The organism is Allobosea sp. LC85 (assembly GCF_000735605.1).
Taxonomy (GTDB): domain Bacteria; phylum Pseudomonadota; class Alphaproteobacteria; order Rhizobiales; family Beijerinckiaceae; genus Allobosea.
Map to the genome: position 1 here is coordinate 443,226 of NZ_JPKG01000006.1, position 26,577 is coordinate 469,802.

At 64.4% G+C, this 26,577-nt stretch carries 23 protein-coding genes; 2 read left to right on the forward strand and 21 right to left on the reverse strand.

Annotation, left to right across the window (positions count from 1 at the left end):
* Positions 1 to 1,222 precede the first annotated feature (1,222 nt).
* Positions 1,223 to 1,873: a hypothetical protein gene (locus FG93_RS03140; protein ID WP_043231537.1), complete on the reverse strand. Its 651-nt coding sequence runs from the start codon at positions 1,871 to 1,873 to the stop codon at positions 1,223 to 1,225.
* A gap of 809 nt (positions 1,874 to 2,682) precedes the next feature.
* On the opposite strand from FG93_RS03140, the gene FG93_RS03145 reads away from it, so the two are divergent.
* Positions 2,683 to 3,651 carry a transporter gene (locus FG93_RS03145; protein WP_043231540.1) on the forward strand — a complete coding sequence of 323 codons (969 nt, stop codon included), beginning with the start codon at positions 2,683 to 2,685 and terminating at the stop codon, positions 3,649 to 3,651.
* A gap of 306 nt (positions 3,652 to 3,957) precedes the next feature.
* Here FG93_RS03145 and FG93_RS03150 read toward each other — a convergent pair whose 3' ends face one another.
* From FG93_RS03150 to FG93_RS30995, 10 genes are all read right to left on the reverse strand, one after another.
* Positions 3,958 to 5,007 (reverse strand): linear amide C-N hydrolase, encoded by a 1,050-nt coding sequence (locus FG93_RS03150; RefSeq protein ID WP_052513297.1) that lies wholly within the window; start codon positions 5,005 to 5,007, stop codon positions 3,958 to 3,960.
* A gap of 275 nt (positions 5,008 to 5,282) precedes the next feature.
* Positions 5,283 to 6,977, reverse strand: a complete 1,695-nt coding sequence (locus tag FG93_RS03155; protein WP_043231546.1) for a hypothetical protein — start codon at positions 6,975 to 6,977, stop codon at positions 5,283 to 5,285.
* Between the two features lie 59 nt (positions 6,978 to 7,036).
* Entirely contained in the window at positions 7,037 to 8,143 is a 1,107-nt protein-coding gene (locus FG93_RS03160; protein WP_043231548.1) for a chemotaxis response regulator protein-glutamate methylesterase, read from the reverse strand.
* Entirely contained in the window at positions 8,140 to 9,012 is an 873-nt protein-coding gene (locus FG93_RS03165; protein ID WP_052513299.1) for a protein-glutamate O-methyltransferase CheR, read from the reverse strand. The genes FG93_RS03160 and FG93_RS03165 overlap by 4 nt, the downstream gene beginning before the upstream one ends.
* A 13-nt stretch (positions 9,013 to 9,025) precedes the next feature.
* On the reverse strand, positions 9,026 to 9,508 hold the full coding sequence (locus FG93_RS03170) for a chemotaxis protein CheW (protein WP_043231550.1): 483 nt from the start codon (positions 9,506 to 9,508) through the stop codon (positions 9,026 to 9,028).
* Between the two features lie 84 nt (positions 9,509 to 9,592).
* A complete protein-coding gene (locus tag FG93_RS03175) occupies positions 9,593 to 11,794 on the reverse strand; it encodes a methyl-accepting chemotaxis protein (protein ID WP_043231552.1) in 2,202 nt (733 codons plus the stop codon).
* Between the two features lie 54 nt (positions 11,795 to 11,848).
* Positions 11,849 to 12,334, reverse strand: coding sequence for a chemotaxis protein CheW (locus tag FG93_RS03180; RefSeq protein ID WP_052513300.1), 486 nt, complete (start codon positions 12,332 to 12,334; stop codon positions 11,849 to 11,851).
* Positions 12,331 to 14,385 carry a chemotaxis protein CheA gene (locus FG93_RS03185; protein ID WP_043231554.1) on the reverse strand — a complete coding sequence of 685 codons (2,055 nt, stop codon included), beginning with the start codon at positions 14,383 to 14,385 and terminating at the stop codon, positions 12,331 to 12,333. The genes FG93_RS03180 and FG93_RS03185 overlap by 4 nt, the downstream gene beginning before the upstream one ends.
* Positions 14,382 to 14,747, reverse strand: coding sequence for a response regulator (locus tag FG93_RS03190; protein WP_043231556.1), 366 nt, complete (start codon positions 14,745 to 14,747; stop codon positions 14,382 to 14,384). Before FG93_RS03190 ends, FG93_RS03185 begins: the two co-directional genes overlap by 4 nt.
* Positions 14,748 to 14,752: 5 nt before the next feature.
* The gene (locus FG93_RS30995) at positions 14,753 to 15,031 is read right to left on the reverse strand and encodes an STAS domain-containing protein (protein ID WP_081881266.1); all 279 of its coding nucleotides are present in this window, start codon (positions 15,029 to 15,031) and stop codon (positions 14,753 to 14,755) included.
* A gap of 432 nt (positions 15,032 to 15,463) precedes the next feature.
* On the opposite strand from FG93_RS30995, the gene FG93_RS03205 reads away from it, so the two are divergent.
* A complete protein-coding gene (locus tag FG93_RS03205; protein WP_161783761.1) occupies positions 15,464 to 16,486 on the forward strand; it encodes an AraC family transcriptional regulator in 1,023 nt (340 codons plus the stop codon).
* Positions 16,487 to 16,793: 307 nt separating this feature from the next.
* Here the strand turns inward: FG93_RS03205 and FG93_RS31000 are convergent, their stop codons facing one another.
* The 10 genes from FG93_RS31000 to FG93_RS03255 all read right to left on the reverse strand — a co-directional run bounded on the left by FG93_RS31000 (position 16,794) and on the right by FG93_RS03255 (position 26,205).
* Positions 16,794 to 17,927, reverse strand: coding sequence for an AGE family epimerase/isomerase (locus tag FG93_RS31000; RefSeq protein ID WP_161783762.1), 1,134 nt, complete (start codon positions 17,925 to 17,927; stop codon positions 16,794 to 16,796).
* A gap of 31 nt (positions 17,928 to 17,958) precedes the next feature.
* On the reverse strand, positions 17,959 to 19,119 hold the full coding sequence (locus tag FG93_RS03215) for a dihydrodipicolinate synthase family protein (protein ID WP_043231562.1): 1,161 nt from the start codon (positions 19,117 to 19,119) through the stop codon (positions 17,959 to 17,961).
* A gap of 17 nt (positions 19,120 to 19,136) precedes the next feature.
* On the reverse strand, positions 19,137 to 19,892 hold the full coding sequence (locus FG93_RS33250) for a 3-ketoacyl-ACP reductase (protein WP_043231564.1): 756 nt from the start codon (positions 19,890 to 19,892) through the stop codon (positions 19,137 to 19,139).
* A 3-nt stretch (positions 19,893 to 19,895) separates the two neighbouring features.
* Entirely contained in the window at positions 19,896 to 20,669 is a 774-nt protein-coding gene (locus FG93_RS33255) for an enoyl-CoA hydratase/isomerase family protein (RefSeq protein WP_043231565.1), read from the reverse strand.
* On the reverse strand, positions 20,666 to 22,258 hold the full coding sequence (locus FG93_RS03230) for an acyl CoA:acetate/3-ketoacid CoA transferase (RefSeq protein WP_043231566.1): 1,593 nt from the start codon (positions 22,256 to 22,258) through the stop codon (positions 20,666 to 20,668). Before FG93_RS03230 ends, FG93_RS33255 begins: the two co-directional genes overlap by 4 nt.
* Positions 22,251 to 23,273 carry a LacI family DNA-binding transcriptional regulator gene (locus FG93_RS03235; protein ID WP_043231568.1) on the reverse strand — a complete coding sequence of 341 codons (1,023 nt, stop codon included), beginning with the start codon at positions 23,271 to 23,273 and terminating at the stop codon, positions 22,251 to 22,253. Before FG93_RS03235 ends, FG93_RS03230 begins: the two co-directional genes overlap by 8 nt.
* A gap of 2 nt (positions 23,274 to 23,275) precedes the next feature.
* Positions 23,276 to 24,004, reverse strand: coding sequence for an amino acid ABC transporter ATP-binding protein (locus FG93_RS03240; RefSeq protein ID WP_043231570.1), 729 nt, complete (start codon positions 24,002 to 24,004; stop codon positions 23,276 to 23,278).
* Entirely contained in the window at positions 23,985 to 24,641 is a 657-nt protein-coding gene (locus FG93_RS03245) for an amino acid ABC transporter permease (RefSeq protein WP_043231571.1), read from the reverse strand. Before FG93_RS03245 ends, FG93_RS03240 begins: the two co-directional genes overlap by 20 nt.
* Positions 24,638 to 25,318: an amino acid ABC transporter permease gene (locus tag FG93_RS03250; protein WP_043231573.1), complete on the reverse strand. Its 681-nt coding sequence runs from the start codon at positions 25,316 to 25,318 to the stop codon at positions 24,638 to 24,640. Before FG93_RS03250 ends, FG93_RS03245 begins: the two co-directional genes overlap by 4 nt.
* Positions 25,319 to 25,386: 68 nt before the next feature.
* Positions 25,387 to 26,205, reverse strand: coding sequence for a transporter substrate-binding domain-containing protein (locus FG93_RS03255; RefSeq protein WP_043231575.1), 819 nt, complete (start codon positions 26,203 to 26,205; stop codon positions 25,387 to 25,389).
* Positions 26,206 to 26,577: the final 372 nt, after the last annotated feature.

Consider the following 26,577-nt stretch of genomic DNA (forward strand, 5'->3'; position numbering starts at 1 on the left):
TGGCGAACTGCCGGGAGGCCTTGAGGCATTCATGGCGGAGGCGTCGGGCCAATGAGCGTCGCTCGCAAAGAGGAGGCTGCGCAGGGTGGTGGGCTTTAGGTCTCAGACGCGGAGATTGACGGCCGTGCTCCAGGAGGCCAGCGGCGATCCTCGGGAGGCCATCCGCATGCTGATCCAGGAACTTGGCCACGATGGCGCTCGATGCGGACGCTGCGGCGTCTCGGGGCTTCCTGCGGGGGCGGTTCTCAGAGGGGGCCACAGACGGCGACCCGAAGAGAGCGAGGGGGTCTAGCCGTGGTGCAGCGCTCAAAGCGGAGCCTTGGGCCGGTCCTCGCGAAGTGAGAAAACTCTGATCCGTCGTCCCGTGGGTGGCCTCTCGCGTGTGTGACCCCTATCTTATGCTGATGGCTCGGCGAAGCGCTTCAATAACTCTGAGCTACGAAAAGATCGAAACCGCACCGTCACTGAATCGGAGCCGGTGAGATGCGGGTCCTGACCTTGCCCTAGCCGAGGACTAGTAAAGTCACTCTCATACACTTGACAGATTATGATCACGGCTCTGTGCCAATTCATCTGGCTTACAAGTCCTTTCAGGCGATACGCAGCGCGTTCCAATCTGTCTGGTCGGCTCCCTCTAAGCCGTGAGTACTTGACCTCGAACAGATGCGGCGAGCCGTTAATCATCGCAAAGCCGTCAACAAGAACGTTTGCTATCGATATCTGACGTGTGATGGCCGCTCCATACTCAAGCTGGAGAGCACGAAGCGCCAAGTCCTCCATAAGCAAGGCTCGCTCCGCAACGCCTGTTGGAGATTGCCGCAGGGACGAGGCAGGCTCAGGCTCTGGCGGCATCTCTACCCGCTCGGCCCCTGGTTGCTGCGGAGCCTCTAGCGCAGACTGCTCTGAGGCCGCTACCGCAACCTCGTTTTGGACAGCTTGTCGCTGAGCTTCTTCAGTCTGCGGCTTCAGTTCGTCCAAGGAGACTGGGCCGATCTTCAACCCGCCCCCGGAGTCAATGCGCTTTTGCAGAGAAGTAAGTAGCCGCTCAATGTGCCCGTGGTACTTCCAGCCAATTACGCCGATAAGCCCAACCCACAGAATAGTTTGAATAACGGGCGCCCAATGCTCCATTCGGAATGCCTTACGATGACTATGAGATTAGGCCAAGAGCTTGCCTCGACGTCACTCTAAATTTTAACCCAGCGGAAAAGCGATGCCCCGCTCAAAGCTTAAAGCCGAAGAAACTAGCCACCGCGTTGAGAGCTAGCCCCACGCCCTTCTTCAAGACCTCTTCGGATGCCTTTGAGGCTGCCCAACGCAGGGGCGCCAGAAGGAGACGCTCGGCCAAGCCCCTATCGATCTGCTCAGCGTCTAGCAGCTTTCGGCCGGCTTCAAGTTCCGCGACACGCTGCGATGCCTCACGGGGAGTATCGGCGCTCAAGGAATTGCTACCGCGGAGTTCGGCAATCACTCGCCCCATCTCTGCATCAAGGGCTTTGAAAGCGTCGGCGGAACGGTCGAGCTGAATAACGGCCGGGGGCGCGGGATTGGTCGCCTGCTGGGCCTGCTCAATCTCCTCATGAATTTCATCGTAGTGCAGTTCCGCCGCATACTCCTCGGCCGCCCTTAGCCCCCTCCCGGTGATCGTGACGGAGGTTCCATCGCCAAGCAGCGCGTTGATCCGTAGAAGTCCTTCGTCAGCCAGCTCCTTCGCGGCCTCTAGGGGCCAACTCCGCGAGTAGATACCCGGTACTAGTCTAGCTACAGTTGCGGCAGTGGCGAAGCGCGTTGTGTCTCCCTCCGTGCTAATTGCGAGTTGCACTAGAAGGTGCTTCGCAAACTCGGAGTACGATAGCTTTTCCTGCTGCGGCATTAGTCTTCCACCCTCCACGTGCCAATAGTGACGTGGATGCAATCTCGGCACAATGGGGCCTCCGGCCGTGAGCCCCAACCGTGTAACAAACCCACTTGACCGCGCCGAATTTCCCTTTAGTTTCAACAAAATCTGGTTGCAAAAGCGCAATCCTCTCCTGGGCACCACTCTTTAGCGCTTCGGCGTCGAAGAGGTAGGTTTTGTAAAGACTTACGGCTTACCGCCTTTCTTATGGCGGTTCCGAGAAAGTCGATTGCAAGGCACATCCCCTCACTACCAAGAGGGGTATGACGACATGATGATCCGGGCGCCCGCCGACCTTTGCAAGGTCGCGCGCGGCTGCACCGTGACGCCATCTTCAGCAACACATCCGCGACCACCAGGATTACGGCCGGCGTCCAGCTGCAACTGCGGACCAGACGAGCCTCGAGCGACATTCGTCTACGCCACCTGTCCGCGCCGACGCGCTTGTCACAAGACGAGAGACCGCCGCGCGCTCGGATACGCCTTCCCCACGCCCGATTACCCCTCGCGGTTGGACGCCATTCAGGCTTCGCATGCATGCCAAGCCATGATGGGCGCGGCTGTCATCGTCACGGACACATCCACACCGGCTCATGCGGCACCTTCATCTCAGCACGGTGCCTTAAGGAGAGCAAAACCCGTCATGAGGTCGTGCCCTGCATATCAATCGCGCCGGGAAACCCCTTAACGTCGCGTCATTGATTCGGCTGGCGAAGCGGCATTGCCGCTCTTAGAGGGGCGACGGGACTATGCTTCGAGGCGGGGCCAGGCGCACAGCGCTTGGGTTGAGGACGGCGCGCGCCCTTGTCGCGGTCGGTGCAGCAGCCTGCTGGGGCCTGGCGCCCCATGCGGCGCAGGCAGCAGAGAACGGCACGGGTTTCTATCTCCTCGGCGGTCGCGGGCCGATGGCGGGATATCTGCCTCCGCCCGGGTTCTATTTCGAAAGCGACACCTATTCCTACGACGCGAAGCTCGATGCCCGGAGATCGCTTCCGGCGGGCGGCAGGGTCATCGCCAATGTGCGCAGCCAGGCGCGTGCCGACTTCCTGAATGGAACCTGGGTGACGCCCTGGGAGGCTCTTGGCGGCAATCTCGCGCTGGGTGCCGTCCTGCCCGTCGGGCGTGTCGCGGTCTCGGCTGGCGTCGAGCTCGATTCGCCGCGCACGAACACGATCATCGGACGCTCGCTCCGCGACAAGGCGACCATCGTCGGCGATCCCGTCCTCTCCGCCACATTGGGATGGCATTCCGGCAAGTTCCACTGGAGCACGACGGCCCTCGTCAATGTCCCTGTCGGCGACTATCGCAACGGGCAGCTCGCCAACCTCGCCTTTCATCGCTGGGCGAGCGATCTCTCCGGCGCCCTGACCTGGTTCGATCCGGAAACGGGCATTGACCTCTCCACGGCGGTCGGCGTGACCCTCAACGGCACCAATCACGCGACGGACTACCGGACGGGAACCGAGTTTCACGTCGAATGGGCCGCGTCGAAGGCTATCACCAGCGCGCTCTCGGCCGGCATCATCGGCTACCACTACCAGCAGGTCACGGGTGACAGCGGCGCCGGCGCCCAGCTCGGCGCCTACAAGGGACGGACCACGGCACTCGGCGGAACGATCGCGTATAATTTCGAGATCGGCAAAACGCCGATCTCGGCGCGCATCAAGGTGCTGCGTGAGTTCAGCGTCGAGAACCGGGCGCGCGGGACAGTGGGCCTGCTCACGGTGTCCCTCCCCCTCACCGTGTCCCGATAGCCAACAGACGAACGGTCGCGCCAGTCTTGCCGGCGCGGCCGTTCAGAGTTTCAGCTTGCAGGGTCGCCTCCCCTTTGGACCACCAGCTTATGCAGCAGGCGGCCCGATGGTCCGGTCTTTCCTGACTGCACTTGCCTGACTGCACTTGCCTGCCTGCTACTTGCCTGGCTGCTACTTGCCTGGCTGCTACTTGCCTGGCTGCTACTTGCCTGGCTGCTACTTGCCTGCCTGCTACTTGCCTGCCTGCTACTTGCCTGGCTGCTACTTGCCTGCCTGCTACTTGCCTGCCTGCTACTTGCCTGCCTGCTACTTGGCGAATTCGAGCGCCGGTGGCGTCAGGTTGATCCTGAACGGCGCGACACGCAGTGCCTTCGCATCCAGATCGAAGCTGTTCAGATCAACCGCCCGCAGGACCTGATCCTTGTAGCCCTTGATGTAGTACTTCCTGGCCCGCAAGTCGGCGACCGAGGTCCACTGGGTGTATTCGAGCTCACCGCCCTTCGCAGCCGAGTCGATGAAGCCGATCGGGATATCGAAATTGTTCATGATGTGCTCGACAAGGCGCACGGTCTGCGGGCCATCGGGAAGCTGCTTGGCCGACGCGGCATAGCCGAGCGCGCGAATGAAGCGCGAGGGCGGGGTCGGATCGCCCGGGATGCCCAGCAACCCGGACCCCTGACCGAACGGCGCAAACGTCTTCCCACCGATCTTCAACGGATCGGCCGCGACCGGCGACATCTTCACGTAGTTGCGGATATTGTTGAGGTGCCAGTCGAAGGGCGGCGAGTTGGTCAGGACGCCCATCGGGTTGTCATAGACCTTCAGCTTCCCGCCGATCGGCTCGATGACGATCGAGGCGCCGGTCGCATCATGGATCGGGAAATGGAAGGGCAAGGTGAAGTTCACGATCGGCGCAGGCAGATCGATGATCGCCGCCTTGTCGAGCGCCGCCTTCACCTCGGCAACGGTCGAGAAATTCGACAGCACCCAGCTCAGGAACTCCCACGGCGCCAGCGCGGTGCGTCCATCGGCCTTCTCAGGCGGCGTATAGCTGGCGAAATCGGGGAAATAGAGCGCGCCACCGGCAAGCCCCTTCTCGTTCATGCCGTCCGAGACGAAGGGCTGGCCGAAGCTCATGACGCCGACGAAGGCGTAACGCGACGTCCATTTGACACCAGGCGCATTTCTCGGGCGCGTTCCGACGAACTCGAAGTTGCGCGGCACGACGACGACATCGGACTGGGTCTCGATCGCGTATTCCAGCGTGCGGCCGTAGACCGGCGTTCCATCCGCCGCCATCAGAAGGATATTGGTGCAGGCCTGAACCGGCATCACTCCGGCTATCAGGCCAGCCATCACGGCCGCGATGCCCCGTTTAACAAATCCCCAACCGCCAAGACGCATGCCACGTTTCTCCAAGGTAAAGCGGCTGTCTTGTTAGTGGGCCGGGAACCCAACAATCGTGAATGGCCCGGATCAGCGCTCAACTTTTGAGCGAAATGGAGAAAGTCAGTAAACCTGTGCTTAATGCCCGTGTCCCCGCCCGAGTGGCGCGAAGGGCCGTCGGATCGCCACGCATGTCTGGGCCGCTGGAGCGCGGTCCGGCATCAACCCTTGATGCCGATCCGGCCTCAGAACAGGAATGCATCGACGTCCGCTTCCACAGCCACGGCAACCGGCGCACGCGCCCCGGTCGCCAACCCGCACGCCTCGAGCACGGTGGTATGGATCTGGCGTTCCGCCGCCATGGTGTAGTTCGGCCAGATTTCCTGCTCGATGAATTTCCCGACCCGCGCGAGCAGATGCGTCTCCGGCAGTTGTGCACCGGCTGCGCGCAGCAGTTCATGCGCCGCCCCCGTGATGAGATCACGCATGGCCCCGGTGCTCGAGAAGGACAGCCCGGCCCGCTCGATCACGGCGCCGAACCGCTCTCCTTCCCGCAGCAGCTCGTCCAGGCTCGCACCGAGCCGATCGCCGCTATGGCGCATGGTTGCGAGCGAGCTGCGCATCGTGAGGTCGCGCGAGGCGAAATAGGCAGCGTCGAGCCGCCCTTCGCATGTGAGCACCGATGAGGCGGTCTGCATCTGCGCGAAGGCCGGGGTCAGCTTGCGTGAATCGGTCGCCACCTGATCGGCCGCGAATTTCAGCTCCTGAGCGATCACCACGAGACTGCGCCCACCCGTGCCGATACGAGCCGCACGCAGCCCTGCATTCATGCCGATCAGGACGATGTTCGCGGCGGTCGCAGCAAGCGCCTCGACCGTGCCCTGGCAGGTGTCGAGGACACCCGCCACAGCTTCGGTGACGCGGTCGACGCCCGCACGGGCGATGTCGCATCGGCCGAGCAGCACCGAGGCCTCGGCCAGATCAGCCTCCAGTTCCACCAGGAAGGAAGCAGCCTCGCCATTGCCGCTGCGATAGAGCGACTTGACGAGATCGATCAGTTGCGTGGTCTCGCGGTCGAGCTGGATCAACGCGCTGTTGATCTCTTCGACATCGGGACCGAGAGCGCCTGCCGCGGCTTCAAGCTGCGCCGACTGCAGCCGGAACAGCACATTGACGCAGGCAGCGCGTGTCTTGCCGTCCAGATCGCCAGCCGCTCCAGGTGCCTCACCCAGGCGCAGCCCGGAAATGGCATGCTCGAGCCTCTGGCGCATGCTGTCGCCGGACTGGAGAGCGATGATCGCGCCCCCGGTCGCCAATGTGATCCGGCTCGAGATCGCGGCCGCCTCTTCGGTCAGCGCGACGCTGCGGCGCTGGCGCTCGATGACCTCCGCCAGCGTCTGGCCGAGCTTGCCTGCCAGCGCCGCCAGGGACCTGCCATACCGTCCTTCGAATTCGCGCTGTGCCGTCAGGGCGGAATCGAGGAGGCTGCAGAGCTGTGCCTGATCGCGCGCGCAACGCTCGATCGTGCGCTGGGCCTGCGTGGTCAGCGTGCCGATCTCGCCGGCGAAGTCACCAAAATCGCTCCCGACCATCGGAATCGATATCGCCTCGATCCGCGCACTGCGTGCGAGGATGGTGATGAGCCGCATATGCTCGAGCAGCCGTTCCAGGGCCTGCGAGGCGTTGTGGCTGTGGATCGACAGGTCCTGAAGCGCGCTGGTTTCGGCGGAGAGGTCGTCGTTCAGCGCACGCAGCTCGCCGGCGAGACGATGCAGCGCCGTACGGGCCTGTTCGATCTCGCTGCCCGCGAGTTCGCTCGACAAGGCCCCGAGTTGCTCGTTCAACGCCTGAAACAGTGTCAGGCCCTCGCCAAGCTGCTGCCCGGCCGTGGCGAAGGTCACATCGATCGCGCGCGCATTCGCATCGAGCGACTGGATCAACCTCGGTAGTCCTTCGTTATCCCGGAACATTCTGCCCCCAACGCAATGCGATTCAGCCCTCAGGCGCTTTGGGCGATCTCGCCTGCCGCGCCGCGCCCAAGATGCGGCCACGCCATGATTTCCTGCGGCACCCGCCCAAGGCCGATCACGCGCTGGGCCGCGCCAAGCTCGATCGCCTCCTTCGGCATGCCGAAGACGACGCAACTCTCCTCGTCCTGCGCGAGCGTGTGTGCGCCAGCCTTGCGCATTTCGAGCAGCCCGCGGGCGCCGTCATCGCCCATGCCGGTCATGATCAGGCCGAGAGCGTTGGCGCCGGCATACTGGGCCGCCGAGCGGAACAGCACATCGACGGACGGGCGGTGACGCGAGACATGCGGGCCGTCCTTGATGGCGACGCGATACTGCGTGCCCGAGCGCTGCAGGAGCATGTGACGATTTCCCGGCGCGATCAGGACGCGGCCGGCCCGAAGCTCGTCGCCATCCTCGGCTTCCTTGACCTCGACCGCGCAAATGCCGTTCAGCCGTCGGGCAAAGGCGGCCGTGAACTTCTCGGGCATGTGCTGCACCACCGCAATGCCAGGGCATGTGACCGGCAGCGCAGTGAGAACCTCCCGCAGGGTCTCGGTACCGCCGGTCGAGATCCCGATGCAGACGATGCGATCCGTCTCGCTGCGGACGCGTCCCGGGACCGGCGGCGGCATGATGACATCGGCGGTCAGTTTCTCCTCGACCGGTGGGCGCGCGTGCCGGGGGCGCAGCCGCGCCTGCGCTGCCGCCCTGACGGAGTGCCTGAGCCGGTCGGCCGTCTCGATCAGGGCGTTGCGCGTGTCGATACGGGGCTTTGGCAGCACGTCGACCGCACCGGCCTCGAGGGCATCGAAGAGCGCCCGTGACCCGGTCTCGGTCAAGGTCGAGCAGATGATCACCGGTATCGGTCGCTGCGCCATGATCTTGCGCAGGAAGGTGAGCCCGTCCATGCCCGGCATCTCGATATCGAGGATCATGACGTCGGGCAGTTCGTTCTGCAGGCGTCGCACGGCTGCGAAGGCATCGGCCGCCGTTCCCATGACCTCGATGCCGTTGTCCTCGCTCAGAATCGAGGAAAGCACCTGACGCACCGAGGCCGAATCGTCGACGATCAGGACGCGGATGGGTTTGCGGGTCATGCTGCCGATTTCCTCTCGCCGGCGTGGCCGGCCTGGTAGATCGTCGGTGCGACCGAGCGCAGCCCCGCGATACCGCTGCCGGCCATCGATTCTGAATGGCCCAGCATCAGGTAACCACCCGGGCGCAAATGGGACGCGAGCCGGGAAATGACCGCTTGCTGTGTTGGCTTGTCGAAATAAATCAGCACGTTGCGACAGAGGATCACATCGACATCGCGGTCGAAGGGATAGCTCTCGTCGGTCAGGTTCAGACGCCCGAACTGCACGCATCGGCGCAGTTCCGGCGTCACGCGGACGAGATCCTGGCGCGGATCGCGCGAGCGCATCAGGTAGCGCTGCTGCATGGCCGCGGGGACCGGCGCGACAAAGGCGCGCGGATAGATTGCGGCCCGCGCTTCACGCAGAACCTCCGTCGAGATGTCCGTCCCCAGGATGGAATAGCGCAGCGGTGCGCCTGCGTTCGCGAGATCCTGCAGCACCATGGCCGTGGTATAGGCCTCGGCACCGGTCGAGCTGGCGGCACTCCAGATCTTCAGGCTGGCCGGGCGCGACGCATGCCTGTCGAGCAGATGCGGCACCGCGACATTGCGCAGGTAGTCGAAATGGCTCGGCTCGCGGAAGAAATCTGTCTTGTTGGTCGTGACGCAGTCAATCAGATGCACAAGCTCGTCTGCCAGACCATCCTTCTCGAAGAGCAGCGCGCCATAGGCGCCAAGCCCCTTGAGGCCGAGCGCCCGGACACGCTTGCGCAGCCGGCCTTCCACCATGGTGCGCTTGGTGCCCGGAAGCTTGATCCCGACCCGCGACTCGATCAACGACGCGATGGCGCCGAAATGCCTGTCCGACAGGTGGTCGTGAACGTCCTGCATGAGTGTCCCCGGCTCAGGCTGCGAGATCGCCGGCGGGAGGGGCGAGTGAGGATAGGTCGTCATTCGCCATCAGCCGTTCCAGGTCGAAGACGACGATGAAGGCTTCTCCCTTGCGGCCGATGCCGGCAATGTAATTCGACTGCCAGCGCCCGCCGACATCCGGAGCCGCTTCGGTCTGCCCCTTGTCGAGCCCAGTGACCTCGAAGACCCGATCAGCGACGAAGCCGACGCCGGTGGTGCGGCCCTTGACCGGCACATCGAGGATGATGATGCGGGTAGCCTCCGTCGCATCGACACGCGGCAGTCCGAGCTTTGTGCGCAGATCGACGATCGGAAAGCCGGCGCCGCGCACATCGATCATGCCCATCAGAAAGTCCGGCGCATGCGGCAGCTTCGAGATCGGCCGCAGGTCGAGGATCTCGCGGACGTAGCGGATGTCGATGCCGAAGATTTCCTGATCGATGCCGAGCGTCAGGTATTGGGCGTTCTCAGCCATGATGCCTCTCGATGATTGCGCGCTGTAACGGTCGCTGGCTCGCGGTGCTCCGGCCCCGTGTGAAACGGGGCCGGAGCTTGCGGCTCATGAGCGCTGGAACGCTGCGTCGTGCTGGTCTTCGCCGCTCTCGATGTCGAAGGCGAAGCCGCCATTGGCAACCTTCCTGGCGGGCCGGGACATCTGGGTCGCCGGTCTCGCAGGCTGCATCACGGCGGCCATCGAGGACGCTTTGCCGCGAAGCTGCTTCACCGCGTGATCAAGAACCGGCGCGGCTGCCACCTGGCGGGCGGAACCCTGATCCAGGCGGAAGAATGCGATGGTGCTTTGCAGCTGCTCTGCCTGGGTGGCGAGTTCCTCGGAGGTCGCCGAGACCTGCTCGGAGGCAGCGGCATTCTGCTGCGTGACCTTGTCGAGCTGCTGGATGGCCTGGTTGATCTGGGTCGAGCCGACATCCTGCTCGCGGCAGGCTGCGGTGATCTCCTCGACCAGTTCCGCGGTCTTCTTGATGTCCGGCACCAGCCTGGCGAGCATCGAGCCGGCTTCCTGCGCCACCTTGACCGTGTCGACCGAGAGCGTGCCGATCTCGGCCGCTGCCGCCTGGCTGCGCTCGGCAAGCTTGCGCACCTCGGAGGCGACAACCGCGAAGCCCTTGCCGTGCTCGCCGGCACGCGCCGCCTCGACTGCCGCGTTGAGGGCAAGCAGGTCTGTCTGGCGGGCAATCTCCTGCACGATGGTGATCTTGGCGGCGATGGTCTGCATCGCGTCGACGGCGCGCCCGACTGCGACTCCGCTCGCTTCGGCGTCCTTCGCCGATTGGGCCGCGATCTTCTCGGTCTGGCTCGCGTTCTCGGCGTTCTGCTTCACATTGGCCGCCATCTCCTCCATCGAGGACGAGGCTTCCTCAGTCGACGACGCCTGTTCGGTCGAGCCCTGGGACAGTTGCTCGGCGCTCGCGGAGAGTTCCTGGCTGCCGGCGGAGACGTTCTCGGCCGCCCTTGTGGCCTGAGAGACGATGCTGCGCAGCTTCTCGATCATGTTCTCCAGCGCGATGCCGAGCGTGTCACGCTCCGACAGGCGCTTGGCCTCGACCGTCAGGTCGCCATTCGAGATGGCGTTGGCGACTGCGGCCGTCGCGTTGAGATTCGCGGTCATCGCGTTGAGCGAGGTGACAAGATCGCCGATCTCGTCCTTGCTCCGGACCGCGATGGTCTGGCTGAGGTCACCGATGGCGACGGCATTGGCGAGAGAAACAGCGCTGGACAGGCCACGGCTGATGTTGAGCGCGATCCAGGCTGCGGCGGCGATCGCGACCAGCAGCGAACCTAGCGCGATGGCAATCAGGAGCGCCTTGGCGAAGGCCGCTTCCTCGGCCGCCGTTTTGCTCAGGGACTGCATGCGCTCGGTGGCATGCTTCATGTAGGTCTCGTAGCCCTCCATTGTCGCTTGGCCGGCCGCATTGGCCTCGGTCGCCGAAATCTCCGCCGCCTTGATGTTACCGGCCTCTCCGGCGATGCGCGCCACCTGGACGACCGAGGCAATGCCCTTGTCGAAGGCGGCCATCATGGCGTTCGTCGCGACGCCGAACTCACCGAACCGGGCATAGCTCCTGGCCAGCGCGACCTTGACTGCCTGTGCCTGTTCCTCGACGGATTTCTGCATCTTTTCGGCATCGACCACCGAGGATGCGCCGAGCATCAGGGCGGTCGAGCGTGTCAGGCGCAACCACTCCAGGCGCGCGTCATAGAACTTCAGAGCAGCCTGAACCAGTTCCGGCGAGGCGGACGCTTTCGAGACGTCGGCCAGCACTGCGTTCGTGGCCGCGGTGATGTCGCGGATGAGGGCCTGGGTTTCGTTGTTCCAGACTTCGGCTGCGCGGTTGTTGGAGTTCAGGCGCGCATTGGAAAAGACCTTGGCCTGTGCCGCGGAGAACTGCTTGCTCTTGGCCGCGGCCTGATCCAGCAGCGCCTTGCCTTCGGGAGAGGTCTGCGAATGCAGGTCGGCATGCAGCTTTTCCGTTTCGGCCTTCACCCGCTCGTTGTCGGCGATGTAGCGCTCGATGGTTCTGGTGTCGGACGCGATGATGGCGCTCTTTTCAGCCCGGATCTGGAAGAGCACGTTGCGAACCAGGTCATCGGCCATGTCGCCGCGCTTGGATTGTGCCACGATCCGCGTCTGCGTCTCCGTCATGTCGGACAGCTTCATATAGGCGATGCCGCTGGCCACGGCTGACAGCGCGATGACGACGCCAAAGGCGCCTGCCAGTTTAGCCTTGATCGTCATTCTCATGCGAAACTCCAATGCAACTCAACTCTCAAGCACAACTACCGAGCGACGCTCACGTCACTCGAGGATACGTTCCAGGTCCGGAATGATGACGAACTCATCGTTCCACTTGGAGATGAAGCGGATAAACTCCGGCCGCCAATGCAACCCGAGGCGCGGCGTCGGCTGGTTATTCTTTCCGGAGATCTCAGTGACTTCGTAGACCTTGTCGGCCATGAGGCCGAACGTGACCGCATCGCCGCCGATTTCGATTTCCACCACGACGATACGCGTGTCGGCGGTGGCGACTTGCCTCGGCATGCCGAAGCGCAGCCTGAGGTCCGCCAGAGGAATCACGTTGCCGCGCACATTGATCAGCGCCGGAAGGAAGGTCCGGGCGCCCGCAACTCTCGTCACCGGCACGGGGTCGATGATCTCGCGCACCATCTCGGTTTCGATCGCGAAGATCTCGCTGCCCAGTCCGATCATGAGGACCTGCAAGGACTCGCCCGACTGCAGGATATGCCTGCTGCCGTGGCCCTGCTGTTGAATCGGCTGCGTCATGCGGCCTCCGATGCCGGACTGTTTTCGGCGCGTACCTGGCCGAGCGAAACGAGCTGCGCGACGTCGAGAATAAGCGCCGCGGAGCCATCACCGAGGATGGTGGCGCCGGAGAACATCGTGACGTCGGCGTGGAGCTTGGAGAGGGACTTGATCACCGTCTGATGGCTGCCGATGATCTGGTCGACCACCAGGCCGATGCGCATATCCCCCATCGTGGTGATGATGACCTTCTGATGCGGGTCGGCCTCTCCTTCCGCCTCGAAGAGATCGCGCAGCCTCAGGAACGGGACGAGGTCGCCTCGTATGCTGAGGAAGCTGCGGCCCCGCGAACGGGCTTCGTCCGCAGCGGTCAGCTCGACGCATTCCTCGACCGCCGAGAGCGGAATGATGTAGCGCCCTTCGCCAACACGGATCAGCAGACCCTCGATGATCGCAAGCGTCAGCGGCAGCCGGAGCGTCACCGTGCTTCCGTAGCCGGGCACGGTCGCGAGATCGATCGTGCCCCGCATGGCCTCGATCGTGCGCTTGACCACATCCATACCGACACCGCGGCCCGACAGCGCAGAGATCGTCCGGGCGGTGGAGAAGCCGGGATGGAACAGGAACTGGTGGATCTCGTGTTCGCTCAAGGGCGCTCCGGCCGCGACCAGCCCCTGCTCCTCGGCCTTGGCGCGGATACGAGCCGCGTCGAGCCCGGCGCCATCATCCTGCACCGTGACGAGCACCTGCGCCCCGACATAGCGGGCGGCGAGCTCGATGCGCCCCGTCGTCGATTTGGTGGTGCCGGCGCGGGCCTCGGGCGCTTCGATGCCATGGTCGATCGCATTGCGGATGAGGTGGACCAGGGGATCGGCAAGTCGCTCGATCATGGTTTTGTCGAGCTCGGTATCCTCGCCGACCGTGACGAAATCGACCGGCTTGCCGAGATCGCGCGAGAGGTCATGCACGAGGCGGCGGAAGCGGCCGAAGAGCGAGCCCATCGGCACCATGCGCACCCCCATGGTGGAATCGCGCAGGCCGGACGCCAACCGTTCGATTTCCTCGGCGATCGATTTGATCGCGAGATCGGTCCCGGAATGCGCGAGCTGGCTGAGCCTCGCCTGCGCAATGACGAGTTCGCCCACGCGATCCATCAGTTCATCAAGGCGCTCAGCCTGAACGCGAACGGTCGAAGTCTTGTCCTCGCTGCGACGGATGCTCTCGCTCCGCTCGCCGGTTGCACGCTCTGTCAGGGCGGGCTGCAACTCATTCACCGGGGCCGCAGTGGCAGTAACCACCACAGCCACCGCCTCGCTCTCCACCGTCGTGGGACGCTTCGCATCCACGGGCCCAGCCAGGCTGAGCGGCGCGATGCCGAGCTTCATCTCATCGCGGACGAACATGAAAACATCCTCGATGTCCTCGCGCGAACAGCTGCCCTGAAGCTCGACCGTCCATGCGATCATGCATGTCTCCGGATCGAGCGCTCCGAGTTCCGGCACGGCGTCGAGATACGCAACGACCCTGCATGAGCCCAGCGCGCGGAGGTCGTCGAGCAGGACCAGCGGATTGGTACCGTTGCGCAGTATATCCGGCTCGAAGGCGATCTCGATCAGCCAGCCTGCGCCGTCTGCGGCGGTCACGGCAGAAGCCTCGTTGAGGGCGGCACAGGTGGGCGATGCTGTGCCTCCCGTCGCGCCGGTGGCGATCAGGGCCTGGAGCTCTTCGACGATCGCCTCGCCAATGATCGGATCGGTCGAGTCAGGATCGTCGATCAGCGCGCGGATATAATCCTTGGCAGCCAGAGAGACGGTGATGATGTCAGGTTCCGCCGAGATCTTGCCCTTGCGGATCAGGTCGAAGGCGGTTTCGAAATCATGGGTGAAGGCGGCGACCCGGTCGAAACCGAACATCGCCCCCGACCCCTTGATGGTATGCAGCGCCCGGAAAGCCGCGTCGATCAGATCGCTGTCCTGCGGCGTCTGACCGAGATCGAGCAGCGCCGCCTCCAGACTGTCGAGCAGGTCGCTGGCCTCCTGCCGGAATGTTTCGGTCGGATCGAGTTCCATCATGCCCGCACCAGCTTGGCGACGACCGCAAGCAATTGCTCCGGCTTGAATGGCTTGGTGATCCAGCCGGTCGCGCCCGCGGCCTTCGCCTGCTGCTTGACGCCGTCATCGGACTCGGTCGTGAGGAAGACGATCGGGACGCCAGTGAAGGTGGGGAGCGCGCGCAAGCCCCGGATCATCTCCAGGCCGTTCATCACCGGCATGTTCAGGTCGGTGATGACGAGGTCGAAGCGCTCCGCCTTTGCCTTGGCCAAGCCTTCGGAGCCATCGCCCGCCTCCACGACCTTATGGCCGGAGGGTGCGAGCACAAGCTTGATCATCTGCCGCACGCTCGGAGAATCGTCGACAGTCAGAATTGACGCCATGCCACTCAAGCCTTGTTGATGAGGACGCAGTCACCGAGCTGCGCGGGTGAGATGCCTGCGCGCGCCAGCGCGGCGTTCAAGATGTCAGAAGGGGCCCGCAGACTGATGCGCTTGCCTGCAGCTCGCGCCGTCCGGGCGGCTGAAACCAGAAGCTGAAGCCCGGCGAGATCGATCACCGCAAGGGCCGAACAATCGATCTCGACCTGCGCCTCCGCCTGGACAGCAGAGGTCATCTGATCGAACAGGTGACGCACCATTCGTAGCGAGCAATCCTCCGGAAGCATTAACGTCAGCACGAATTGAACCTTTTACATCCGAAATTACGTTTCTTGCGACCATCAAGATCTGAGTTCCGCTACCGCACGAAATCCTGCTCTTCATCAGCAGAGTTACATACAAACAAGCGAGATGGTTTAGGTCTGAAACGTTTGATGAGACCCAGCTTTACCTTCAATTCTGATCGATATATTAACCGCGAATCAGATGTTGCGCTGTTTGTCAGGCCGTTGCGCCCGGCGAATCCGGATTGCGCAATCTGTCTTCTCGCTTCGCCTACTGTAAAAATTCGGCAGCGGATTCAGGCAATCCGATTGGCCTAGGGACTTTCAGATGGGTCGACACCTGCGATCGCTGGCACTGCCATGCAGCCAAGGGCGCGGCAGCACGCTTGCTGCCGACGGCTGCCTGCGCGCCGGGCCGAGGTCGAGAGTGGCGCGATGACGCGACACCATCACCGCGCGCCAGCGCGGCGCCAGACGCTGCATCATTTCGTCACCCATGACCCTCATGAAGCCATGGAGCATTTTGCAGCTTGCGGAGTGGGCATCACGATCTCGCCGCTGAACAGATCTTCGGGACGAATTGAGATCAGCGTGCTCAACCAGGCGTCGGACGGGATTGTCTTCACCCGTACGAGTTTCGAGGATCCGGTCGAAATCCAGTCTCGGCAGAGCCCAGGGGGGTATCAGCTTCTGCTGGCGCTCAAAGGGTCGACGAGCATCGACCTCGGGGATCGCGTCATTCGCTGCGAAAGGCTGCAGGCCGCGATTTTCGACGTGGGCGAGACCAAGGCGCTGCATCGTTCAGCCCATTCGGAAAACTATTCCGTTCTCATCGACAGGAATCTGCTGACCAACCGCCTGTTCGAGCTGACCGGGGCACCGGTGATGCGCAAGCTCAGCTTCGAGCCCGAGCTCGATCTGGAGCAGCCCTCGGTCGACGCTCTTCGGCGCTTCCTGATGGGGCTCGACCTTTCGATGCTGGTACGATTGCTGCAGGATGCCCCGCATGGCGCAAGGCGCCTGAGCGCCTTGCTGGCAGACCTCATCCTGGAAGTACTGCCCCACAATCACGCCAAGGCGCTGGAACGAGGCTCGCATGTCATCGCGCCAAAGCACGTCAAGCGGACCGTAGAATTCATCCGGGACAATGCCCGCAGGCCGATCACGCCCGAGGAGCTTGCAGCGGTCGCCGGCGTCAGCTTGCGGGCTCTGCAATATGGCTTTCAAAAGTTCCTGCAGATGCCGATCTCCGAGTACGAACGCTCCGTGCGACTGGAGGGTGTCAGACGCGAGATCGAAGGCAATCCCGGCGAAGGCGTCGGCGAAATTGCCCGGCGTTGGCGCTTCTCCAATTTCACGCGCTTCAATATCCAGTTCGAAGCGGCCTTTGGCTTGAGCGCGGTCGCACTGCGCACCCAGCTCAACCAGTTGCCGCAACCAAGGGCGTCCGCGAGCTAGAATTGGAGGCAACAACCAAATCAGTACGCCTGATAGCGTCCTTCGGCCTTGGGGCGCCTGGCGAGGGAGCTGGCCCGGGGGCCACTGGACACGAACAGGGCAACTGCGACCCTATGACCAGCGCCACGGCGGCGATCACCCTGGCATGTCGTCCAAGCGAGGGGACATCCCATCGCCGTCGATCGCGCGGTGGCTTGGCTTAATTCAGGCCGCTCCGTCCGCCTCCCATAGCGCGGGAGGACCTTCCTCTCCTGAACGGGTTCCCCGCCGCGCGAAGCTCCCCGACCGCTGCCGTCCGGAACGTGGATCAGGCGCCGCGTTCCAGTTCCGCTGCCGCGAAGGCGACGTGGTAGAGGACGCGCGTGGGGACGATGTCCTCGCGCGAACTGCCGTCAAGACCGAGACGGTTCGCCCAGAGCAGTGCGCCATTGCCGAAGAACAGCTCCCGCATATCCATGAAGTGACGTTCCGCGCGCTTCGCCGCGTCGCTGTCGCCGAAATGGCGCGCCCACGCGATCTCGGCTTTCACATATTCGGTCTGCGGCCAAAGCAGACGATCGAGAGACAGAGGGTCACCGGTCGCGTTCATCGCCTCAATGACTCCCGTCCGGCTATCCGCGAAGACCCGAACGCCATGCTGCATCGCCGACGCGTAGAGACGCTCGACGGGGGCAAGTACCCGCGTATCGGCGGAGAGAGCTTGGTATTCGAGCAGGAGCCAGACCCATTCGAAATGGTGACCCGGCTCGCGCCAGTCGCCCCTTTCCCCCGGGCAGGGCGCCAAGTCCTCCGTCATGAACTCGATCAGCGAACCGGTGCGCGCGTCGAAGAAATGCGCCAGGAAGAGGTCGACGACCCCGCGCGCCCGCATAAGCCACTCGGCTTCGCCGGTGACCCGATGGGCTGCGAGCAGCGCCTCGAGCAGGTGCATATGCGGGTTCTGGCGACGCGGCGCAGTTGAGGGCTCGAGGCTCTCGCGATATCCGCCGGCCGGATGAACCATCCGATCGTCCAGAAAGGCGATGGTCTCGCGCAGGACGGAACGATAGCCGGCATCGCCGGTCACGTGCTCCATCCAGGCGGATGCGAAGGCCACGAAGGCATGATCGTAGAAATCGCGGGTCCCACCTTCGGGCCCGGTGCTCTGCCGGAAGCCGCCATCGGCCGAGCGCAACTCGTCGACGATCACGGCGAAGGCAGCTTTCGCGGCGGTCAGTGCCCAGTTGCCCCGCGCACCGAGCCGGTGCGCGACCGCAAAGCTGTAGGCCAGGCGAGCCTGGACCAGCAGCGTCCGCGGCTGCCCGGCCAAGGGCTCGCCGGATGCCGACAGCCCGCTCACGAAACCGCCACCGGGATGACGGGCAACCCGCGCCCAGCCAGGCAGCAGTTCCTCGATCAGCCAACGCCCGGCGTGGCCTCTGGGAGAAGCGAAATCAGGCATTCCGGCTGCCGCAGGATTCATCGTCACGCCTTCAGGCCACGCCATGTGTCGCGAGCAGGTGCCGCATCCGTGTGGCCGCCTTCTCGGGATCGATCAGGACCCCGGCCTGATCAGCCAGTCTGAAGACCCGCGAGAGATGCAGGATCGAGCGCGTGCTCTCCTGCCCGCCCAGCATGGTGAAATGGTCCTGATGGCCATTGAGCCAGGCGATGAAGACAACACCCGTCTTGTAGAAGCGTGTCGGGGCCGTGAAGATTTCGCGGCTGAGCGGAACGGTCTCTGCCAGCGTCTGGCGGAAGCGCTCCTGCTCGCCGCATGCAAGATTCCCCAGCGCCGCGTTCACAGCCGGCGCAATCGGGTTGAAGATGCCAAGCAGCGCATCGGAGTGCCCCTGCTCGTCTCCCTCGATCAGCTCGGCGTAGTTGAAGTCATCCCCGGTGAACATGCGCACACCGGCCGGCAGACGGCGGCGCATCAGGATCTCCTTGTCCTTGTCGAGCAGCGAGATCTTGATGCCGGCGACCTTGTCGGAATGCGCTGCGATGATGTCGAGCACCGTGACCATGGTGGTCTCGAACTCCGCCCCGCCCCAATACCCTGCCAGAGCGGGATCGAACATGTCGCCCAACCAGTGCAGGACGACCGGCTCGCGCACCTGCGACAGGATGCGGCCATAGACGCGGGCGTAATCGGCCGGCCCGCGTGCGGCAGCAGCCAGCGCGCGCGACGCCATCAGGATGATGCGCCCACCGAGCGCTTCGACCGCCTCGCACTGGGTCTCATAGGCCCGCAGCACGTCATCGACCGTGACGCCCGGGCCCGGCTCCAGATGGTCGGTTCCGACGCCCGAAGCGATCAGCGCCCCCGTGAAATCCCGGCTCGCCTCGACGCTGCGGCGGATGAGCTCCAATGCCGAGGGCCAGCCGAGCCCCATGCCGCGCTGCGCCGTATCCATCGCTTCGGCGACACCAAGACCAAGCGACCAGAGATGCCGGCGGAAGCCGATGGTGCGCTCCCAGTCGATCGCTGCGTCGAGCCAGGGATCGTGCTCGGCCAGAGCATCCACCACGACATGGGGTGCAGCATAGGCGATGCGCGTGAAGGGGCCCTCATGCCGCTCGAAGGCGCGCGCCGGCGACAGGGCGAAGGCTTCGCTGCGCCCAGGCGCGACGGGAAGGACAAGGTTTGGCATTGAGGACCTCGGCGCTGTCACAGGCGGTGGAGATGGAGCCCGCCATCGACATGGAAGGCGTCGCCCGTGCTGAAGGGGAGTGCGCCGGCCGCAAGGGAAGCGACGGTGCGAGCGACGTCCTCCCCCTCGCCCCAGCGGGCAACCGGTGTCAGGCCGTCCGCGATCATCGCGTCATAGCGGGCGGAGACGGGCGCGGTCATTGGCGTACGGATCACGCCGGGCCGGATCTCGTGGCACATGATGCCATGTTCGGCGAGCCGCAAGGCAAAGAGCTTGACCATCATCGAGGCGCCAGCCTTGGAGATGCAGTATGCGCCGCGCTCCGGTGAAGCCAGAACCGCGCTCGCGGAGGTGATGGTGATGATGCTGCGCGGACTCTCCGGTGATCCAGCCTCGCCCGCCATGCGCCGGGCGATCGCCTGCGTCAGCAGGAATGTGCCGCGCAGATTGATCCCCAGCACATGATCGAACTCGTCGGCGCCGCCTTCGAGAAGGTCGCCGCGCTGGCGCATCGGCACGCCGGCATTGTTGACATGGCAATGCAGCGGGCCAAGCGCCCCGGCCATGCTTTCGCCGATCCGCGCAGCGTCTGAGCCGATATCACCGGCGACCAGCGCATGGCGACGACCGCACGCGACCACAGCCGCCGCGGTCTCGACCAATGCCTCTTCGCTGAGATCGTTCAGGACGAGATCGAAGCCGGCCCTGGCCAGCGCGATGGCGATGGCCTGCCCGATGCCGCGGCCTGCTCCCGTGACGCTGGCGATGGCCATGTCTCAGAGCCCCTGCCAGATCGGAGCCCGCTTCTCGCGAAATGAAGCCAGCCCCTCGTGCGCATCCTGCGTCGCCGACGCGATCGCTCCTCCCAGCGCCTCGAGCGCACGCGACGGCGCATCGTTCTCGTGCACCGAGAGCGCGAGTTTTGCAGCCGCGACCGCGACCGGTGCGCGCGCCGCGATCAGTTCCGCCAGTCGCGAAGCCTCGGCGCGCGCCCCCTCGCCTTCGAAGACGCCGGTGACGAGGCCCCAGTTTTCCGCCCTCGCCGCATCGATCCGCTCTCCGGAGAAGATCATCTGCTTGGCGCGGGACAGTCCGACCGCGCGCGGCAGGCGCCCGGTTCCACCCCAGCCGGGCAGCGTCCCGATCGAAACCTCGGGCATCGCGAACATCGCCTGATGCGACGCAATCCTGATGTCGCAGCAGAGGGCGAGTTCGAGGCCACCGCCAAAGCAGGCTCCCTCAACGACCGCAAGCGTCGGCACGCGCAGCGCAGCAAGACGGCCAAAGGCGGAGTGACCGGGGACGATCCAGCGCTGCCACATCTCGACAGGCGTCAGGCCCGACCAGGCGTTGATATCGGCCCCTGCGCAGAAGGCCTTGCCCTCCGCCAGCAGCACCGCACAGCGAATGGCGGGATCGGCCTCGATGGCGTCGCAGGCGCGGATCAGCCCGTCGAGCATCGCCGGCGTCAAGGCATTGAGCTTGGCCGCGCGCCGCAAGGTGATGCTGGCGATAGGGGCGCTGACGTCGAATGAAAGCTCTTCGCTCATGACCTGGCTCCAAGGACGAGGCCCATCGGGGCCGGATCGAACAGGCGGGGATCCATCGGCCTGAGATCGGCGGCGACCTTCAGCGGAATATCCGCCTGCTCCAGAACATCGCGCTTCAGGTCGATGCCATTGGCGATCTCGATCACCTCCGGCCCCTCGTCGGTGAGGCGCAACACGCAGCGTTCGGTGACGTAGAGCACGTCCGTACCGACACTCCGGCTGCGACGACCGCTGAAGGTGACATGCTCGGCCTCCGGCACGAACTTCCTGAGCTTGCCCTCGCGCTTGATGGTCAAACCGCCATCGGCAATCGCAACATCCAGCCCACCGGTGGTGAAGGTTCCGCTGAAGACAACGCGCTTGGCGTGAGCCGTGATGTCGACGAACCCGCCGGCACCAGCCGTGAGATAGGGCCTCGAGCCCAGCCGCGAGACATTGACGTCGCCCGCTGCGGAAACCTGGAGGAAGGAGAGCAGCGCGCAGTCGAAGCCGCCGCCCTGGAAATAGGTGAACTGTTGGGGCGAAGGCAGGATCGCATCGGCATTGGCCGCACATCCGAAGGCAAAGCCCGTCAGCGGCATGCCGCCGACCGCGCCCTGCTCGATAGCCCAGGTTACGCTGTCGGCCTGTCCTTCGGCGAGCAGCACGCGCGGGACGACGGCCGAGACGCCGAAGCCGAGGTTCACTGCCCAGCCCGAGCGCAGCACCATTGCCGCGCGTCGGGCGATCACGGTCTCGATGCCGAACTCGGGCAGCTCGAAGGCCGAAGCCGGCACGCGGATCTCGCCGCTGATCGCGGGATCATAGTCGATCCCGGTGGTCTGGCGCTGGTCGGGATCGACGACCACGTGGTCGACAAGATGCCCCGGCACCACGACCTGGCGCGTGGGCAGCGAACCGGTTGCCACGACACGCTTCACCTGGGCGATGACGAGGCCGCCATGGTTGCGGACAGCCATTGCCTGGTCAAGCGCGCCGAGCGGTGCGCCCTCATGCTCCATGCTGATATTGCCGCGTTCATCCGCCGTCGTACCGCGGATGATTGCGACCTTCGGCACGATATTCGGGAAGTGCAGCCATTCCTCGCCGCCGAACTCGACGACACTCACCACCGGCGGGCGGGCGCGCGCCGCGTCGTTCATCGCGCAGCCATGGCGGCGCGGGTCGACGAATGTGTCGAGACCGACCTTGGTGAGAACACCGGCTCGGCGTGCCGCGACATCGCGATGCATGTCGAAGAGAATCCCGGATGGAACGTTCCAGGCGGCAATCTCGTTGCTGCCGATCATCGACCAGATCCGCGGGGACGGTAGCGAGGACGGGCCGGACGGGTACGAACCTGCCAGGATCGCGCTGAGCAGGCCTGGCTGCGCGAGGTGGTCGATGCCGTCGATGCCGTACATGTCGCCGGCGGCGATCGGGTGCAGCGTCGTCAGATTGCGCGGATGACCTTCCGCCTTGAAGCGCTCACCGATGGCCTTGAGCACGGCGTCGGGGCAGTTCAACCCGGACGAGGACGAGACGGTGACAACAGCGTCGTCGGGGATCAGGCGGGCCGCGGCCTGCGCGGTGATGACAGAATTAGACATGGCGATGTCCAGGGAGGGAGGGGGCGCCCGTCGTGTTCCGGACGATGAGGCGGGCGGGTTGAAGACAGGCCTTCGGCGGCGCGTTCGGATCGTCGAGACGCTCGAGCACGAGCTCGGCCGCCTTGCGTCCGAGATTGCGCGGCTCGATCGCGACCGTGGTCAGGGCGGGCGTCCGCAGGGCCGCCTCCATGATGTCGTCGAACCCGGTGATCGACAGCTCACGACCAGGTGTCATGCCGCGCTGCGCCAGCGCCAGCGTCGCGCCGATCGCCACCAGGTCATTGAAGCAGACGAGGGCCGTCGGCTGCGGACCTAGCGCCAGAGCGGTCTCCGCAGCGGCTACGCCGCCTGCCAGAGTCGGCGGACAGGCGATGGAGATCGGTGGCGGCAGGCCCGCCTCATCGGTCGCCTGCTTCAGGCCGGCGAAACGTTCGCGCTGGACCGAGGTTTCGTCATTATGTCCGGCAAAGGCGATGCGCCTGTGACCGAGGCCGAGCAAATGACGACCAATGGCCTGTGTGCCTGCAGCATTCTCGGCGCCGGAATAGTCAGAGATCAATCCGTCGACATGGCGCAACGCCTGGACCAGCGGCAGATCAGACGGAATCTGGGCTCTCAGCTCCGACGCATCGCTGCCCGTGGACGGACAGAGGATCAGCCCGTCGAGCCGATGTTCGCGCATCCGGGTGAGGATTCGCGATTGCCGTCCGCAATCCTCGCGCGTGTCGGCGATCAGGACGAGCGCGCCCTCCGCCTCCAGACTCTCGGACACGCCAGCGGCCAGTTCCGAATAGAAGGGGTTGGCGAGATCGAAGACGATCAGCCCGATCGTGCCCGAACGAGCACCCCGCATCGCGGCGGCGGCACGATCATAAATGTAACCCAGCTGGGACGCGGCACGCTGGACCCGCTCGCGCGCCTCGGCCGAAACCGGGGCGCCGCGCAACGCGAGCGAAGCGGTCGACTTCGACACGCCCGCCTGTTCCGCGACTTCGATCAGCGTCGGCCGGGACATCGCTAGAGGACGGCTCCGAGGAATTGCTGCAGCTCCGGAGTTTTCGGCGCACCGAAAAACTCCTCCGGCGGCCCCTGCTCGTGAATGCGTCCCTGATGGAAATAGACCACCCGGCTCGCCGCTTTCCTCGCGAAGGCCATTTCGTGCGTCACAAGCAACATGGTCATGCCGGACCGCGACAGGCCCTCCATGACCTTGAGCACCTCGCCCGTCAGCTCCGGGTCGAGCGCCGATGTGACTTCGTCAAAGAGCATAACCTTCGGACGCATGGCCAGACTGCGGGCGATTGCGACACGCTGCTGCTGCCCGCCCGAGAGTTGCTCCGGGAAGGCATCGTACTTCTCGGCAAGGCCGACCTCGGCGAGCACAGAACGCGCGATATCCGAAGCCTCGGCCTTGCCGATCTTCTTCACCAGCCTGGGCGCAAGCTCGATGTTCTTGCCGACCGTCAGATGCGGAAAGAGATTGTAGGACTGGAACACCATGCCGACATCCTGGCGCAGCGCGCGCAGGGCTTCCTCACCGGGAGCAAGCGCGTGACCGGCAACGGTGATCTGCCCTGCATCCGGTGCCTCCAACCCGTTCAGGCAACGCAGGAAGGTACTCTTGCCCGAACCACTGCGGCCGATCACCGCGATCAGCTCCCCTTCGGAAACGCTCAGCGAGACACCGTCGAGGACGGTGAGCGACCCGAACGACTTGCGAACGTCCTCAGCTACGACGACCGGCATGGAGCCTCCTCTCGAGCCGCTGGCTCATCACGCTCAGCGGCCAGCACATGGCGAAGTAAAGAAGTGCGACAGAGCCGAAGACCCAGAAGGGCTGGAATGTCACGTTGTTCATGAGGGTACCGGCCCGCGTCAGCTCGACAAAGCCGATGATCGACGCCACCGAGGTGTTCTTCATGATCTGCACCATGAAGCCGACCGTCGGCGGCACTGCCAACCTGACGGCTTGCGGCAGCACGACATAGATCATGCGCTGTGCCGGTTTCAGCGCGAGCGAGGACGCCGCCTCCCATTGCTGGCGCGGCACGGCCTCGATGCAGCCTCGCCAGATGTCGCCCAGGAAGGCGCTGGCATAGACCGTCATCCCGAGCGCCGCCGCCACGAGAGGCGGAAAGCGCAAACCGAGGAACGGCAGGCCGTAGAAGACGAGGAAGAGCACGATCAGCACCGGCGTGCCCTGCACCACGCTGATCCAGCCCGCAGCGATGTTCCTGAGCATGGCGTTGCGCGACACCCGCATCAGTGCGACGACCATGCCGATCGCGCCGCCGCCCATGAAGGCCAGCAGCGAGAGCAGCACGGTCCAGCGCGCCGCCTCGACGAGAAAGGTGAATTCGGCAGGACCGAATAAGCGGATCATCGGCGCACCGCCACCGCGCGCCGGCGCGGAAACAGGAAACGGCCGGCAAGGTCGAAGCTCAGGCGGAACAGCATCGTGAGGCCGAGATAGAAGCCGGCGAGGATGATGTAGACCTCCATCGAGCGGTAGGTGCGGCTGTCGATCAGCGCCCCTGCGGAGGACAGTTCCTCCACGGAAATCTGGGAGAGAATCGAGGAGGCAAGCATGGTGAGGACGAACTGGCTCGACAGCGCCGGCCAGACCCGCTCCAGGGCCGGCAGAAGCACGACGTGGAGCAAGATATCGCGGCGTCTCAGTCCAAGCGCCGCGCCGGCCTCGATCTGCGAGCGATGCGTCGCCTCGATTCCGGCGCGGATGATCTCTGCCGAATAGGCGCCGAGATTGAGGGTCAGCGCGATCAACCCGGCCTGAATCGCCGTGATCTGGATCCCCAGGCCGGGAAGCCCGAAGAAGACGAGGAAGAGCTGGACGATGAAGGGCGTGTTGCGCATGCCCTCGACATATCCGGCCGCAAGAGCGCGCAGGATCCGGCTGCGAGCGCTGCGCGCGACCGCGCACAGGACGCCGATGACCACGCCGAGCACGATTGCGACAGCAGATATCCAGACGGTCTGCAGAAGGCCGCTCAGGAGCGTGTCGAATTGCGCCCAAACGTCGGAGAAGACGAGGCTTGGCATAATGCTGACATTTCGATCGCAGGAGAAGACGAGGCCGGTGCGCCGCCAGGGCGCACCGGTGCGCTAGCTCAGAAGACCGGAAGCTCCGGCAGAGGCGCGTTCAGCCACTTCTTGGAGATTTCGTCGAGCTCTCCAGAGTTCTTCATGAACCAGATCGTGTTGTTGAGCCACTGATGCAGCTCCATCTGGTCCTTGCGTACCGCCATCGAGTTGGGCTGCAGCGCGAAGGCAAACTTGAGCTCGGCGTTGGCACCCTTGTTCTGACCCAGAATCTGATTGACCGTGGTGTCCGGAAGAGCTGCGGCATCGACCTGGCGGCTGAACACCGCCTGGGCGCAGATCGCATCGTCATCGAAACGCACGATGTTCGTACCCGGCATCGCCATACGCGTCAGGGTGGTGTCCTGCGGGCTGCCGCGCGGAACCGCGACGCGCTTGCCGGCGAGATCAGCGAGGGACTTGGCCGCCAGATCGTTCGAGCCCATGATCGACATGCGGAAGGCGCTGTAAGGCATCGGGAAGACGATGGTCTTGGCGCGCTCAGGCGTCGGTCCGAGCGTCGCGACCAGCAGATCCACGCGCTTGGCCTGCAAGGCAGGAATGCGGGCTGGCGGCGCCAGCGCGGTGATCTCCGCCTTCACGCCCATATATTTGGCAATGAGATTGGCGACATCGACATCATAGCCCGATGCTTCGCCGCGCTCATTGACGATGCCGAAGGGCGGCACGCCCGACACGACGCCGATGGCAATGCTGCCGCGCTTGGTGAATTCTTCTGGCGTCGAGGCGCTGGCTGTCGTCGTGCTTGCAGTGACCGCAGCAGCGGCGGCCGTCCCCAGGGCAAGCGCGCCCAAAGCGGCGCGGCGTGACGGATTATGCTCGTCCATGCACTTTCTCCATGTCGCGTTTCCGTGAGCCGGGCTTCTAGAACGTTCCAGCTTCGATCTGGAACGTTCCATATGGCAAATTCGCTGTCAAGCCCGTGACCACTTTTAGCCGGCGCACCGCTCTCGCTGGCCAGCGAGAACGGCCGAAAATCGCTTCGGATGCGGAGAGCCTGGACGCAACTGGGCGTGGCGAGCGATGCAGATGTCTGATTTTGGTGCCCGGCGTCACTACCCCTGCAGCAGCCTCGCCGAAGTGCGTGCCAGCCGGCTCCTGGTTGGTCGGGCCGATGCTGGACAAGCACTCCAACAACCGATTGCGTGCCCTTGCCGTGCAATTTTCCCGCACAGCGGTGCAATCCTGTGAACAAACAA

What these genes read in the sequence shown, in the direction of transcription:
- FG93_RS03150 (WP_052513297.1), bottom strand. Translation starts at nt 5,007, where the DNA reads ATGGCTGGCCTGATAGCCGGAGTGATGCCGGTTCAGGCCTGCACCAAT.
- FG93_RS33250 (WP_043231564.1), bottom strand. Translation starts at nt 19,892, where the DNA reads ATGGCCATCGCCAGCGTCACGGGAGCAGGCCGCGGCATCGGGCAGGCC.
- FG93_RS03245 (WP_043231571.1), bottom strand. Translation starts at nt 24,641, where the DNA reads ATGATCCGCTTATTCGGTCCTGCCGAATTCACCTTTCTCGTCGAGGCG.
- FG93_RS03165 (WP_052513299.1), bottom strand. Translation starts at nt 9,012, where the DNA reads ATGCAGGACGTTCACGACCACCTGTCGGACAGGCATTTCGGCGCCATC.
- FG93_RS03235 (WP_043231568.1), bottom strand. Translation starts at nt 23,273, where the DNA reads ATGTCCCGGCCGACGCTGATCGAAGTCGCGGAACAGGCGGGCGTGTCG.
- FG93_RS03255 (WP_043231575.1), bottom strand. Translation starts at nt 26,205, where the DNA reads ATGGACGAGCATAATCCGTCACGCCGCGCCGCTTTGGGCGCGCTTGCC.
- FG93_RS03205 (WP_161783761.1), top strand. Translation starts at nt 15,464, where the DNA reads ATGACGCGACACCATCACCGCGCGCCAGCGCGGCGCCAGACGCTGCAT.
- FG93_RS03160 (WP_043231548.1), bottom strand. Translation starts at nt 8,143, where the DNA reads ATGACCCGCAAACCCATCCGCGTCCTGATCGTCGACGATTCGGCCTCG.
- FG93_RS03215 (WP_043231562.1), bottom strand. Translation starts at nt 19,119, where the DNA reads ATGCCAAACCTTGTCCTTCCCGTCGCGCCTGGGCGCAGCGAAGCCTTC.
- FG93_RS03250 (WP_043231573.1), bottom strand. Translation starts at nt 25,318, where the DNA reads ATGCCAAGCCTCGTCTTCTCCGACGTTTGGGCGCAATTCGACACGCTC.
- FG93_RS03140 (WP_043231537.1), bottom strand. Translation starts at nt 1,873, where the DNA reads ATGCCGCAGCAGGAAAAGCTATCGTACTCCGAGTTTGCGAAGCACCTT.
- FG93_RS30995 (WP_081881266.1), bottom strand. Translation starts at nt 15,031, where the DNA reads ATGCTTCCGGAGGATTGCTCGCTACGAATGGTGCGTCACCTGTTCGAT.
- FG93_RS03240 (WP_043231570.1), bottom strand. Translation starts at nt 24,004, where the DNA reads ATGCCGGTCGTCGTAGCTGAGGACGTTCGCAAGTCGTTCGGGTCGCTC.
- FG93_RS33255 (WP_043231565.1), bottom strand. Translation starts at nt 20,669, where the DNA reads ATGAGCGAAGAGCTTTCATTCGACGTCAGCGCCCCTATCGCCAGCATC.
- FG93_RS03230 (WP_043231566.1), bottom strand. Translation starts at nt 22,258, where the DNA reads ATGTCTAATTCTGTCATCACCGCGCAGGCCGCGGCCCGCCTGATCCCC.
- FG93_RS03185 (WP_043231554.1), bottom strand. Translation starts at nt 14,385, where the DNA reads ATGATGGAACTCGATCCGACCGAAACATTCCGGCAGGAGGCCAGCGAC.
- FG93_RS31000 (WP_161783762.1), bottom strand. Translation starts at nt 17,927, where the DNA reads ATGCCTGATTTCGCTTCTCCCAGAGGCCACGCCGGGCGTTGGCTGATC.
- FG93_RS03175 (WP_043231552.1), bottom strand. Translation starts at nt 11,794, where the DNA reads ATGAGAATGACGATCAAGGCTAAACTGGCAGGCGCCTTTGGCGTCGTC.
- FG93_RS03170 (WP_043231550.1), bottom strand. Translation starts at nt 9,508, where the DNA reads ATGGCTGAGAACGCCCAATACCTGACGCTCGGCATCGATCAGGAAATC.
- FG93_RS03190 (WP_043231556.1), bottom strand. Translation starts at nt 14,747, where the DNA reads ATGGCGTCAATTCTGACTGTCGACGATTCTCCGAGCGTGCGGCAGATG.
- FG93_RS03180 (WP_052513300.1), bottom strand. Translation starts at nt 12,334, where the DNA reads ATGACGCAGCCGATTCAACAGCAGGGCCACGGCAGCAGGCATATCCTG.